The sequence below is a fragment of the Nocardia sp. BSTN01 genome (genome assembly GCF_015354405.1).
Lineage (GTDB): Bacteria > Actinomycetota > Actinomycetes > Mycobacteriales > Mycobacteriaceae > Nocardia.
Genome location: NZ_JADKYP010000098.1, coordinates 1 through 12,830, shown reverse-complemented (window position 1 = coordinate 12,830; position 12,830 = coordinate 1). Strand labels below are relative to the sequence as shown.

Annotated in this window: 17 protein-coding genes; 16 read left to right on the top strand and 1 reads right to left on the bottom strand. The window is 67.1% G+C overall.

What is annotated here, in order from left to right:
* The 11 genes from IRT45_RS34950 to IRT45_RS34900 all read left to right on the top strand — a co-directional run.
* Positions 1-760, top strand: a 760-nt coding sequence (locus IRT45_RS34950; RefSeq protein WP_194810032.1) for a DNA polymerase beta superfamily protein, incomplete at its 5' end; no start/stop codon positions are given.
* Positions 757-1,290 (top strand): hypothetical protein, encoded by a 534-nt coding sequence (locus IRT45_RS34945; protein WP_194810031.1) that lies wholly within the window; start codon positions 757-759, stop codon positions 1,288-1,290. The genes IRT45_RS34950 and IRT45_RS34945, both read left to right, overlap by 4 nt.
* Positions 1,291-1,590: 300 nt before the next feature.
* On the top strand, positions 1,591-2,697 hold the full coding sequence (locus IRT45_RS34940) for a hypothetical protein (protein WP_194810030.1): 1,107 nt from the start codon (positions 1,591-1,593) through the stop codon (positions 2,695-2,697).
* Positions 2,694-3,491, top strand: a complete 798-nt coding sequence (locus IRT45_RS34935) for a hypothetical protein (protein ID WP_194810029.1) — start codon at positions 2,694-2,696, stop codon at positions 3,489-3,491. Before IRT45_RS34940 ends, IRT45_RS34935 begins: the two co-directional genes overlap by 4 nt.
* A 178-nt stretch (positions 3,492-3,669) precedes the next feature.
* The gene (locus IRT45_RS34930) at positions 3,670-3,999 is read left to right on the top strand and encodes a hypothetical protein (protein ID WP_194810028.1); all 330 of its coding nucleotides are present in this window, start codon (positions 3,670-3,672) and stop codon (positions 3,997-3,999) included.
* On the top strand, positions 3,996-4,292 hold the full coding sequence (locus IRT45_RS34925) for a hypothetical protein (protein ID WP_194810027.1): 297 nt from the start codon (positions 3,996-3,998) through the stop codon (positions 4,290-4,292). The genes IRT45_RS34930 and IRT45_RS34925 overlap by 4 nt, the downstream gene beginning before the upstream one ends.
* A gap of 332 nt (positions 4,293-4,624) precedes the next feature.
* Complete coding sequence (locus tag IRT45_RS34920; RefSeq protein WP_194810026.1) at positions 4,625-5,065, top strand: hypothetical protein; 441 nt, start codon at positions 4,625-4,627, stop codon at positions 5,063-5,065.
* A 371-nt stretch (positions 5,066-5,436) separates the two neighbouring features.
* On the top strand, positions 5,437-5,619 hold the full coding sequence (locus tag IRT45_RS34915) for a hypothetical protein (RefSeq protein WP_194810025.1): 183 nt from the start codon (positions 5,437-5,439) through the stop codon (positions 5,617-5,619).
* 151 nt (positions 5,620-5,770) lie between these two features.
* Positions 5,771-5,998, top strand: coding sequence for a hypothetical protein (locus IRT45_RS34910; RefSeq protein WP_194810024.1), 228 nt, complete (start codon positions 5,771-5,773; stop codon positions 5,996-5,998).
* 3 nt (positions 5,999-6,001) lie between these two features.
* Complete coding sequence (locus tag IRT45_RS34905; RefSeq protein ID WP_194810023.1) at positions 6,002-6,499, top strand: hypothetical protein; 498 nt, start codon at positions 6,002-6,004, stop codon at positions 6,497-6,499.
* Between the two features lie 279 nt (positions 6,500-6,778).
* Positions 6,779-7,084 carry a hypothetical protein gene (locus tag IRT45_RS34900; RefSeq protein WP_309241292.1) on the top strand — a complete coding sequence of 102 codons (306 nt, stop codon included), beginning with the start codon at positions 6,779-6,781 and terminating at the stop codon, positions 7,082-7,084.
* A gap of 151 nt (positions 7,085-7,235) precedes the next feature.
* On the opposite strand, the gene IRT45_RS34895 is transcribed toward IRT45_RS34900, so the two are convergent.
* Positions 7,236-7,412, bottom strand: a complete 177-nt coding sequence (locus IRT45_RS34895; RefSeq protein ID WP_194810021.1) for a hypothetical protein — start codon at positions 7,410-7,412, stop codon at positions 7,236-7,238.
* Positions 7,413-7,570: 158 nt separating this feature from the next.
* Here IRT45_RS34895 and IRT45_RS34890 point away from each other — a divergent pair, with 158 nt between their 5' ends.
* Genes IRT45_RS34890 through IRT45_RS34870 form a run of 5 tightly spaced genes read left to right on the top strand, consistent with a single transcriptional unit; the run spans position 7,571 to position 12,798 of the window.
* Entirely contained in the window at positions 7,571-8,044 is a 474-nt protein-coding gene (locus tag IRT45_RS34890) for a hypothetical protein (protein ID WP_194810020.1), read from the top strand.
* On the top strand, positions 8,031-9,104 hold the full coding sequence (locus IRT45_RS34885) for a terminase (RefSeq protein WP_309241291.1): 1,074 nt from the start codon (positions 8,031-8,033) through the stop codon (positions 9,102-9,104). Before IRT45_RS34890 ends, IRT45_RS34885 begins: the two co-directional genes overlap by 14 nt.
* Positions 9,082-9,687 (top strand): terminase, encoded by a 606-nt coding sequence (locus IRT45_RS34880; protein ID WP_194810019.1) that lies wholly within the window; start codon positions 9,082-9,084, stop codon positions 9,685-9,687. Before IRT45_RS34885 ends, IRT45_RS34880 begins: the two co-directional genes overlap by 23 nt.
* An 11-nt stretch (positions 9,688-9,698) precedes the next feature.
* Positions 9,699-11,132: a phage portal protein gene (locus IRT45_RS34875; protein WP_309241290.1), complete on the top strand. Its 1,434-nt coding sequence runs from the start codon at positions 9,699-9,701 to the stop codon at positions 11,130-11,132.
* Entirely contained in the window at positions 11,101-12,798 is a 1,698-nt protein-coding gene (locus IRT45_RS34870; RefSeq protein ID WP_194810018.1) for a hypothetical protein, read from the top strand. Before IRT45_RS34875 ends, IRT45_RS34870 begins: the two co-directional genes overlap by 32 nt.
* Positions 12,799-12,830 lie beyond the last annotated feature (32 nt).

The window sequence follows — 12,830 nt, the reverse complement described above, 5'->3', positions numbered from 1 at the left end:
ATTCGAGCAGATCGCCACCGACGGCACCGTGCTCCGCGCGCAAGTCGGCAGCGGACTGCACGGCGTCACCACCGGCGCCGACGACCGAGACGAGATGGGCATCTGCATCGAGCCACCCGAATACGTCATCGGCAACGCCCAATTCGAACAATTCCAGTGGCGCAGCCAGCCCGAGGGCGTGCGGTCCGGGCCCGGCGACCTCGACCTCGTCATCTACTCACTGCGGAAGTGGGCGCGGCTCGCCGCGCAGGGCAACCCGACCGTGCTGCTGCTGCTGTTCGTGCCCGACGCCGAGATCGTCACGCGAACCGACATCGGCGCCGACCTGCAAGCACACCCCGAACGGTTCCTGTCGCGCCAGGTAGCGGCCCGGTTCGCCGGATACCTGGTATCGCAGCGCAATCAGCTGCTCGGGCTGAAAGCGAAGAAGCACACCAACCGCCCCGAACTCGTCGACCAGTACGGATTCGACACGAAGTTCGCGTACCACATGATCCGGCTCGGACTGCAGGGCGTCGAGCTGCTCACCACCGGCCGCATCACGCTGCCGATGCCCGAACCCGACCGCACATGGCTCACCGAGCTCCGCAACGGCGAGCACACGAAAGACGAAGCGCTCGACCGCGCAAACGCACTGCTCGACCAGCTGAACACGCTCGCCGACACCGCCGACCTACCCGCCCGCCCCGACCGCGCGCTGCTCGATCGGTGGCTGACCGACACCTACATGCAGTCCTGGACCGAACGGGGAATGCTGTGACCCAGAACGGCGACATCTACCTGTCGACCACCGGCCAGCCCGGCGAGTTCGACTACCTGTGCACTGTGAACGGCGCGACCCCGCAAATCGGTCTGCGGTGGGCAGGCGGCCGGCAGTACCGCGCCGGTCGCATCCTCACCACCGACAGCGGCGCAATCCACGCGCTCGCGATCCGGCCCATGCAGCCCGCGTGGGTGGTGTGGGACGACATGTATATGCGGATCACCGACTACCACATCGCGAAAGACGCGCCGCACACGATCGGCTGCAGCCAGGGCGGCCCGTTCGGATTCGCCGAGATCGACGGAAAACCGGTCGCGCTCATCGTTGTTGAGCCGTCGCCGCCGAGCGCGACACTCGATTGGTTCCCCGCCGAGCGAGCCCGCGCGATCCGCGACTACCTCGGCGAGCCGGGCGATCACCTCGTCATGGTGCCCGACGACAGCAACCCGGGCCACCTCGTCACCTGCGACCCGTGGGCGCCCGAATTCACTCGATCCGAAGCGGGGAACGATGTTCGAAACGAATGATGCCCGGTTCAGCGATTACGACCGGCTGCAATACCTAATGTGCCCCAACCCATTTCTGCCGCCCGCATGGCCTGCCGATAGCTGGGACCTCCCAGCGGATCCCCTCGCGCCGCGGGAGCGGCTGTGGGATGAGGCGTTCGCCCCGCGGTGGGACTCGCATCCGCCGGTGATCACCCCGAAACTCGGTCCCGAGGAGTGGGCGGCGTGGCATATGCGTGGCCATAACTTCGGGCTATCGGTTGGTCGAGCGAAAGCGATCGCGGCAACTGTCGCGGAGCTGATGAGGACGGAGTGACAGATATGACGAAGGCCGATGTTCGGTGCGCCCGCTGCAAGGCCACCGTGCCCGACAACATGACGCTGTGCCAGCGCTGCGGCACCGACATCGTCGCCGATCTGCTCACCGTGCCCGCGCTACTCGCCGAGCTCACGGTCACCCGGGCAGGGCAGGCCCAATTCAACGGCGAACGCACCGGCGGCCGATCCGCCGAAACACCGCTACCGATCCGGCCCACCAAGGGCCGCACCATGCTCGGCGGACTGTTCGCCGCCGACCCCATAATCCAAGGCGACACCGCCCTGACCCGACTCAGCACCGCGGTCGGCGAATGGGCACGGCTACTGGCCAAGCACCACCGCGTCGCCATCCCGATCGGCGCCCCCGGCCTGGTGCAGCTGGTCGCGAACGGCCGCACCCGCGCCTATCTGCCGGAAACCTCCGCCGCGTGGCAGCCTGCCGGCCGCGGCACCGCCCGCGACCACACCCACACAACCGGCACCGTGATGCGCGTCGACGGCGTTGTGCCGTACAAGCCCCGCAAACGTATTCACGTCTCGCGCCGAAACGCTGACGCGCTCACCTCACCGGCCACCGCGGTCGAGCAGGCCGCGATATGGCTCGCCTGCCACCCGCTCGAGCTCCGCCGATTCGACACCGCCGGCGACCTCGCCTCCGACATCCACCAGGCGCTGAAACAGATCCGCGCCACCATCGACCGGCCGCGCGAGCCGCGGCAGATCGGCCCGTGCCCCGAGTGCGGTGTCGAGCTGCTCGCACACCCTGACGACGACGGCCGGCTACCAGCGTTCGTGCGCTGCCGCGGATGCGACACACAGCAGGAAGTCGACACCGTCATGCAGCGCGCCCTCGACGCTGTCCGCGACCGACTGTTCACCGTCCTCGAAATCGTGCGCATCACAGCGCAATTCGGCAGCCCGGTCGCGAAACGCACCCTGCACCGGTGGGCGCACGACAACCTCATCGAATACCGCGGCTACCTCCACACCGACAAGAAGTACGGCACCCGCATCACCGACCACCCCATCCACCCGCGCGACCCGCGCGTCTACCGACTCGGCGACGTCCTCGACATCGCCCGCCGCGACCAGAAAGGCACAGCAGCATGAACCTCCACCGCTTCACCATCGACCGCGCCGCCCAAGACCCGAAACCCAATGTGTGGCACCACAAAGGCCGGTTCTTCACTCTCTACCGCGACGATGTCCCCAACGATGTTGTCAACCTCACCGCTCAAGTCGAGACCATCCTCCAGAAGCCGCGGCCGGAATTCTCCGCGCGCTTCCACATCGGCAACGAGGGATCCGAAACCCCGTACGACGGGCATCTGACCATTCTCGGCAGCGGCATCTACTGGGGGCTCGGTACCCGCGGCAAACTCGCCGCACGAATCAGCCGCTGCGCCGAACACAAGTGGGAGGGCCGCGACATGAAAATCAGCATCCATGACGGCAAACTCTGGCTCGCCATCTGGACACACCCCGGCAGCTGGACTCGCGGCGAATTCGCCGAATGGCGCACACGGTCGTTCAACCTGAACCCGCTCGACCACCTGTACGGCGAGCCGCGGTTCCACTACTCCGACACCGATACCGCCGAACTCGCGATCCGCATGCCTGAGGACACCTACACCGTCAAGGCCACGCTGCAACTGCGGACGTTCGGCCGGCCCCGAGCGAGGCGGCGCACCGAAAAGTGGGTAGTCGACGTCGATGCGCCGGGCGGCATCCCCGAGCGCCCCGACCGCGGCAGCTACAAAGGCAACCGCGTCCACGGCTTCGCGGTCTCGCTGCCGCAGCGCCGAGACGACTGGCAGATCGACGCACAGGCCGCGATCGAGGCATGGGTGCTGCAACAGCGCGCCGCCAGCGGATTCCGTGCACCGGAGGCCCACACCGCATGAACCTGAGAAACCTACTCCGCTGGCGCACGCCCCTCCAGAACATCGTCACAATCCGCACCGAGGACGGCACGGTGCTGCACACAATCCACCTAGCGCGACCAACCCGATTCCGGCCAAATACCTGTGAGATCGTTGTGCCGAACTGGGCCCGAGACGACGATATTTGGAAGCAGGTGCCATGACCGGCGACCATATTCGGCGAATGGTGGTCGGGCTCACGCCCCGGCAACTCCCTGCCGGCATCGTGCGATGGAGGATCAACCGGAAGCGCGACGACGGCACATGGATCAAGGGCGAGTGGATCAACGGGTCACCGCCCCGATATCCAGAGGTCACCCCGGCCGATCTCCTCGAGTACGACATGCGTCAGCTGCCGCCGCGCCGGGTGACCATCCTCGGCGACACAGTGCGCGAGTGGACGCCCGACGACCTCGAGTTCGACCCGTCTGCCTTCCTCGGCGAGCGCATCGTCGCCGCCCTACACCGCGGTGGAGAATCGACACCATGACCGACACCGCCGCGCCCGTCTGGGGCGTCTGGTCCAACGACTGGATCCAGCGCGAAACGCTCGCCGAACGCCCAGAACTGAAAGGTCTCAACGGCCAGATCGTCACCCTCGACCATCCCGACGGTCGGCGCGAAACCTGGAAGGTCGCCGGCGGCGAGCTCGCCGAAACGCCGACCCGGCTGTGCGGGATCTGCCGGGAGAAGCCTGTCGGTCCGGGCGGACAGATGTGCCCGGAGTGTTTCGCCCGTATCGACCACAAGGGCAAGACGGACCCATACGGCATGGGTGGCTAAGCGACTCGCCCGGACACAGAGACACGTCGAGAGAATCGACGGCGTAACCCCGATCACCGCAGCGCGACCCACGCCCTGCGGTATCGTGGCGCCATGGGCAGCCAGGGAAGTTCTACTGCGCGCGCCGGGCGCCGGAAGGTCGACGTGACCACCGTTAAGCCTGGTCAACTCGCCAGAATGGCCAAATCGAACGCCGTACCGAGCAAAGACCTCCGTGCGGCCATCCAGCGGGCGGCAGCACGCAAGAAGTGACCGAATACCAATCCGAGCGGTTGACAGCGGATCACATCACCAATTTCTTCGATTGCGGCGAACCGACCATGGACACATGGTTGGACGATCACGCCCTTCGAGATCAAGAACTCGGTATCTCTGCCACTCATGTATGGGTCGACCAGGGCGGCGAGATGGTCATCGGCTACTTCACCCTCACGCCTACGCGCGTTAGCGAGACCGAGGGCGCACCACTCTGGAAGCGCCTGAAACCGAAACAGTTCTGGGCCAGCGAGGTCTACGGAATCCTCATCGCCAAGATCGCCCTCGACCAATCACTCCGCGGCGCCGGCCGGAGCGTGGACCTATTCGGCGACGCCATCTACCTCGCCATCGAAGCCATGCGAACAATCGGCGGCGTCTACGTCGTTATCGACCCGATGGACAACCGGCCGAGGCTGCGATCCCTCTACGAGGGCTACGGATTCGAGACCGTCGAAGGTACCGACCGCATGTACATGCGCGTCGACGACTTCTGCGACGGTGGCGTGCCCATCTGATCAAGAAGTTGCTGATCATGTACGGTGGCACTACGAAACGCTGCTGACGACCCGACCCCAAAATCGGAAACCAGCAGCACAGCGGCCCGCTCGGGCCCCCATACCTACGCCCATCCCGACCCCGTCGCGGTGGGCGTAGCTGTATCCCCAAACTTGCAGCGCGACCACGTCAAACCGGGTATCTGTGGCCCGGCAAGCGCACCCAAAGAGCAAGCGTGCAAGCCCGGGACATCGAGCCGGGTGGTGTCGCTGCGTCCAGCGCTGCAACCCTTCCCTGAAATCGAGGTATCAGCAATGGATCTCGTCTCCCTGGTGCGCGCCCTGCTGTGCCACCCTGTCGCCCCCGTCTACACCGAGCCCGTGCTGCGGGTATGGCTGTGGTGACCAGGCTCGTCGCCTGCTGGCTGCGCAACCTCGCCGACCACATCGACCCGCCCCGCCGGCCGCGCATCCAGTTCGCGCCAATCCACGTCGCCGACCGCGACCGCGACGCTCTCGCCCGGTACTGCCGCGAGCGCGCCCCGAAGGACACCGCGCGCCTGCTGCGCCGCTGACCTCACCGCGCCATCCCGGCCCGGTGACAATCCGAGAGGAAACAACCATGCTGCTCAACGTCCTATCCGCTGGCGCTCAGCTGCTGCCCTGGCACGCACTCGGCAGCTACATCGGCGGCATGATCGGCGACCTCATTCAGGCCGCGCTCCGATGACACCCAGCGTCGGGCGCATCGTCCACTTCCAGCACCCCGACGTCGGCGTGTGCCCGGCGCTGATCACCGCGGTAACCGACGAGGGCGACGTATACCTGACCGTCTGCCCGCCCGGCCATCCGCCCGCGCCGCTCAACGATGCGCACAACGAACCGATCGCAGTGCCGTTCGCCGAGACCGCGACCGATCGGCACTGGTCCTGGCCGCCGCTAGTGGAGAGCTGAGACATGCGAGTACGCAAGAAGCCTGTCGAGGTCGAAGCTCACCAGTGGTTCAAGAACGGCGACCACCCCGACGACTATGTCGGCGACATCCCCGCCTTCGGCACCATCTTCACCGCCGAGTACCGCCGCGAGCAGAACTGGGACGGCGCAGTCGTCGGCCGCTACCGGCACCCCGAAGTGCCGGGCGACAAGGCATGCGAGCACTGCGGCCAGATCATGGACACGCACGGCTGGATAGACACCCTTGAGGGCGGCCACATCGTCTGCCCTGGCGACTGGGTCATCACCGGCGTCGAAGGCGAACGGTACCCATGCAAGCCCGGCATATTCGCCAAAACCTATGCGACGGTGGAACGCAGCGATTCGGCATCCGACAAGATCAACCAGCTGATCGAAGCCGCCCGCCTTCAGGTCGCGGATATCGAGGACAAGTCGACGCGTGAGCAGCTGATCGCGGACCTCGCTGACGCTCTCGAAGAGACCACTGATCAGGCCGAGTAGGCATGGTGCCGACCAAGTACCTGCACCGGTTCACACAATGCGTAACCGCATCGGGCACGCGGAAGCACTGGGGCGCACCGGTCTCCGCGCAGCATCCGCTTGCCCGCGTAGAGCACCCGGCCGGGACGCTGGCGCCCTACTGCATGGCCCCGGCCTACGCCGTGCCAGCTCGTCCGTTGCCGAGCGACAGCGACCTCAAGGGCTGCGCACACTGCGCTCGCATCATCCATTCGTTCCCCGACTGAGCTGATGGCCCGGGCCCGTCTCAGTCCCTGCTCGGTGCCCGGGTGCCCTCGGCTGCAACCCGGCCCCCGATGCGCCGAGCACGAGACCCAGCGGGGCCGCCACCTACGCCGCACCACTCCGACCAAGGCCACCCGCGACTATGCCGAGCAGCAGCGTCGAGCCGCCAAGGTTCGGGCGCACCGCGCTCGCTATGGGGACTGGTGCCCCGGCTGGAAGCGGCCCGGCCACCCGAGCGCCGACCTCACCGCCGACCACGTCACCGCGGTCGCCAACGGCCGACCCGATGGCCCGCTGCAGGTCCTCTGCCGGTCCTGCAACAGCCGAAAGCGCGACCACTGAACCGCCCGAATCGGACATTTGAGGCCGGTCGGGCGTCACGTTTCCGCAGGTCAGAGGGCGTGTGCCGCACCCCCAGGGGGGTGCCCCTGACCCCCCGTCGGCGCTTCGCCCCGTCTGAGGTGGCTAGGTGGTGCGGAGGGTTCAAAAGTTTTCAGTCGCCCGAATCCGGCGTCCGATTCCGCTGCTTCGGGATGAGGCTGACGATTCCGAGCACGGCGACGAACAGGCCGAGCACGACGCCGATCGGCTCGCCGCCGGTGAGGCTGATCAGGAACAGCAGCAGACCGACGGTGATGATCACCGCGTCGATGAATCGTTTGTAAGTCACTGAGACCCCTTGGATTGGTCGACCCGCGCCGCGATGGCGCGGATGCCTTGCGATCAATGTCGGTGTCTGGAATGTGGCTGTTACCCCCTGCCCGGCGCGAGGCCGGTCGGGATGTGTCTTGTCCGGGCGGCGCGATGCTGCCGGGAGGAGGTTGACCGATGCCGCGTGGTGGTGCCCGCAATCGCAGTGGCCCGCAGCCGGATCCCCGTTCGGGCCGCACTGATCGCCGCGGACTCGCGTTCGTCCAGTTGCCGGCCGAGGGCTACTCCGGTCCTGTGCCCGACTTCCCGCTGTCGCGGCCGAAGGCCCGCGAAAAGCAGCTGTGGGCGAAGGTCTGGACGTACCCGCAGGCGGCGCAGTGGGCCCGCGAACCGTGGCGCCACGAGACGATCGCCATGTACGTGCGGTGGAAGGTGCGCGCCGAGCAGCCGAATGCCGCAGCCGCGGACGCTGCCGCATCTCACCGATTCGCCGATCAGATCGGGCTCACCCCGGCCGGCCTGCGTGAGAACGGGTGGGAGATCGCGGTCGACGAAGTGGCGGCAGCCCGCACCCAGCGCGAGCCCGCACAGGGCGACACCTCGGCACCGCCACAGCGGCGGTTGAGGCCGGTGTCCGGTGGGGGCAGCTGAGGAAGGGTGGGTCGTCGATTTCCCGACCCTCGGCGATATCGGCGAGGCGTGGATTCGACAGCACTGCCGCCAACCTGACGGCTACCGCCGCGGCGCCGAATTCCGTTGGTCGGACTGGCAATTCTGGTGCTCGGCGAACTACTACGCCATCCGGCCCGGCGTCCACTGGCCGGCGCCCGACGAACCGCTGTTCAACCAGGCGTTCGTGTATCGACGCGGGCAGGTCGTCGCCCCGCAGAAGACGGGTAAGGGTCCGTGGGGCGCATCGATGGCGTGCCTCGAAGCGGTCGGACCATCGCAGTTTCTCGGCTGGGCCGAGGAAGGCGACGGGTACGCGTGCTCGGACTGGGGTTGCGGCTGCGGCTGGGAATACCCGTATCTCCCGGGCGAGCCGATGGGCATGCGTCACCCGTCGCCGGTTATCCAGCTGACCGCGAACAACGAAGACCAGGTCGGCAACGTCTACCGGCCGCTGACCGCGATGATCAGGCTCGGCCCGCTCGGCGACCTGATGGCCGTGCGCGAGGGCTTCATTCGCATATTCGGCGACACCGGCGGCGAGGATTTCGACCGCATCGACGCCGTCACCAGCTCGGCGCGCGGCCGAGTCGGCAACCCGGTGTCGTGGGTGCTGCAGGACGAAACCGGCCTGTACACCAAACAGAACAAGATGGTCGGCATCGCCGAGACCCAGCGCCGCGGCGCGGCCGGCATGCGGGGGCGAACCCTCGAGACCACGAACGCGTGGGATCCGGCCGAGAACTCGACCGCGCAACGTACCTACGAATCGAACGCCAAAGACGTGTTCCGGTTCTACCGGGAGCCGCCGAAAGCGTTGTCGTGGAAGAACAAACGCGACCGCCGCCGGATCCTGAAATACGTCTACGAGGGCTCGCCGTGGGTGAACCTCGACTCGATCGAGGCCGAGGCCGCCGAGCTGAACGAGACCGATCCGGCGCAGGCCGAGCGGTTCTTCGGCAACAGGCTGGTCGCCCGAGCTGGCACATGGCTGCCGCCTGAACTGTGGGACGCGGCATATGCCCAAGCTGTGGCTTCCTAACCCGCCGCCCGGCACCGCAATCTGTGTCGGGTTCGACGGGTCGGAGAACAACGACTGGACCGCGCTGCGGGCCGAAACGCGCGAGGGATTCCAGTTCACCCCGAGATACGGGCCGGACAAGCGGCCGACGATCTGGAATCCGGCCGACTGGGGCGGACGGATCCCGCGCGGCGAAGTGCACGCCGCTGTCGCGGAAGTGTTCGAAACCTGGCGCGTCGCAAGGATGTACGCCGACCCGCTCGACTGGCGCAGCGAGATCGGCGACTGGGCACTCGCATACGGTGAAGAACACGTCATGGAGTGGGCGACAAACCGAATCAGCCCGATGTACTTCGCGATCCGGAGATTCGAAACCGACCTGTCGACTCGGCGAATCACCCACGACGGGTGCCCGATCGCGGCCACGCACATCGGCAACGCCCGCAAGGTAACAAAGCCCGGCGACAAATACGTGCTCGGCAAGCCCGCCGATCACCAGAAGATCGACACCGCGATCGCGTCCATCCTCGCCCACGAAGCGGCATCGGATGCCCGCGAGGCGGGCTGGGAAGACGTCGACACCCGCATGTACTCGATGCGGTGATACTGCAGGAGGTGAGCGCCTACATGGTCGAGTTGCGCAGAACGCTCACCGACGACGAACGCGACATCGTCAACCGGCTCAACGCGAAACACCATCGGCTGGCACGCCAGGACAAGATGCACCGCGCCTACTACGGAGGCACGCAGCGGTTGAAGCACCTCGGCCTCGCGGTGCCCGAGGAGCTCCGCATTCTCGAGCTGGTCATCAACTGGCCGAAGATGTACATCAAAGAGCTCATGCGGCGGCAGAAGATCAAGAGCGTCTACCAGCCCGGCAGCGACGGCAAGGGCCCGGCCGACGTGCCGCTGCAGGAAGGGTTCACCGCGAACAACCTGCTCTCCGAAATCCCGATCCTGTGCAAGGAAAATCGGATCTACGGGCGCGCGATGCTGTCGGTTGGCACCAACGAAGACGATCCCGAGCATCCGCTGATCCGGGTCGAATCTCCTCGGCAGATGACGGTTCTCGTCGACACCCGCAAACGGCGCATCGCAGCCGCGCTACGCCAGTACTACGACGAGGACATGCGAGAGCGAGTCGGCACGCTGCTGCTGCCCGGCAAGACTCTCCAGCTCACGATGAGCAAGGGCACATGGGATCTCGACGTCGTCGGCACCGACAACGGTGTCGACGAGCACGGCCTCGGGCGCGTGCCGGTGGTGCTCGTGCTCAACGATCGCGAGACCGGCGACTGGGACGGCGAAACCGAGATGGCCTCGGTCATGCCGATCACCGACGCGTGCGCGCGGACACTGACCGACCTGCAGTACGGCGTCGAGACCGTCGCGATGCCGAAACGCTATGCGCTCGGTTTCAGCAAAGGCGATTTCGTCGATAAGAACGGCAAACCACAACCGGCGTGGCAGAGCTACCTCGATGCCCTGTGGGCGACGCAGAAGGGGCCGAAGGACGCGCAAATCGGGCAGCTGCCGGGCGCGGACATCAGCGGATTCCACAACACCGTGAAGATGTACGCCGAACTCGCCAGCTCGGTAACCGGCCTCCCGTTCCGATTCTTCGGGCAGAACACTGCCAACCCCGCCGCTGAGGGCGCGATCCGGGCGGACGAGTCCCGCATCGTGTCCAACGTCGAGGAGTCCAACACCGAGATCGGCACCGCGCTCGGTTGGACGATGGCGCTGTACGAGCGATTCCGCACGGGCGAATGGCCGGCTGCCGGTCTGCCGATCGCGGTCGACTGGCGCAACCCCGCGACTCCGACCGCCGCCGAGGAAGCCGACGCCATCACGAAGAAGACCGGCGGCAACCCGGTGCTATCGCGTGAGGGCGCGTGGGACGAGATGGGCTGGGACGAGCCGCGCAAGGCCCGCGAGCGCGGCTACTTCGCCGCCGAGGCCGAGGCCGATCCGGTCGCCCGGCTGGCCCGTGACCTGAACACGAACGGTGCGGGCGATGCCACCGCTGCTGCCACCGGCGTCGGCTGAGTACTACTCCGAACAGCGCGACATCACTGCGAAGGTCCTCAAGGCGGCGCGCGACATCTGGGGCCGCCAACCGCCGGCGGAATTCGACGAGTGGTTCGCCGCCAACGCCGACCGGCTCGTCGCGACGATCACCGCGGGACAAGCGAAAGCGGTCGACGGCGCCGACGACTACGTCGGGCGTGTGCTCGGCCAGCTCGGCACCCCGGTCGACCCGGATGTCGGTATCGACACCTCACGCCTGATCGGTATCGCCTCCGACGGCCGCGACCTCGAGGGGTTGCTGTACGGGGCGATCGTGCACGCCAAACACGATGTAGGGCAGGGCTATTCGCCGTCGCTGGCGTGGGAGAAGGCGAGCAAGACACTGCTGCAGTACACGCAGACTCAGGTCGCCGACGCGGCCCGGGTCGCGACCGGGCTCGCGATCACTGCCCGCCCCCACGTCGGCTATGTGCGGCTGATCAACGTGCCGTGCTGCCCGCGCTGCGCGGTGCTGGCCGGCCGCTGGTACAAGAAGGCCTCGTTTCAACGCCACCCCGGCTGCGACTGCCGCAACATCCCCGCCACCGAGGACGTCGCCGACGATCTGACCACCGACCCGCGCGCCTACTTCGACAGCCTGTCGGCCGCGCAGCAGGACAAGCTATTCGGCAAGGCCAGCGCCGAGGCGATCCGCGACGGCGCCGATATCTCGCAGGTGGTCAACGCCGAGCGCGGCATGAAGGTCGCCGGCGTCTATGGCCGCGAGCTCGCGATCACCACCGAGGGCGTGACCAAGCGCGGCATAGCCGGCAAGGCGATCCGGGCCCGTGGCCGCAACGCCGCGACCACGCCGCGGCTGATGCCCGAAGCGATCTACGAGATCGCCGAGGACCGCGCCGAAGTGCTGTCGCTGCTGCGCAAGAACGGCTACATCTTCGAGGGACAGCCGACACGGGCACCGAAGCCGACCCCGAAACCCGCTGCCGCCGAACCCGCGCCCACCGTCGAGGCCGCACCGGTCGAGACGCCGAACGTCGGCGAGGCCGCGCCGAAACGGAAGGCGCGCAAGACCTCACCGTTCGCCGGTCAGTCGACCGCGGACCTTGAGGCGCGCATGTTCGCCAAGGCCGAGGCCGGAATCGTCGACGACGAATTCGACGCTCTCGCCGCCGAGATCGACCGCCGCACCATCCGCGCGCAGGTCGAGCGGGAACGCCGCGCCGCAGCCCGGGAGACGAAGAACCGTACCGCGGACTCGACCTACGAGCAGCTGCTCGCGCAGGGCGTCGACGACGAGGAAGCGATCGAGCAGGCGTACGGCGTGCCAGTCGAGCGGCAGCGCCGCTACAACGCGACCTCCACCCTCAACAGCTGGGGCTACCAGGGCAAGAGCCTCGACGCTCAGATTAGCGCGTGGCACAAGGACGAGGCGTATCGGGCGTGGCTGCAGGCCGAGAACGACACCAACGGCTACATGCTGTCCAAGGCGGGCGAGAAAGCCGGCACCGATCCGCGGAGACTGTGGTCGATGCCCGAGGCGCAGGCCCGCAAACACGCCAGCGAAGAACTCCGGGCATGGTGGGATGAGCACGGCCGCGTGACGAAAGCCGAGCTGAAAGCGCAGCTGCTCGACCCGACCGAGCTCGCGCGGATCCAGTCGAGCAGAAGGGATTTCCTGACATGAGCGCTCAGGAATACCTCGACGCCCGCAACGCT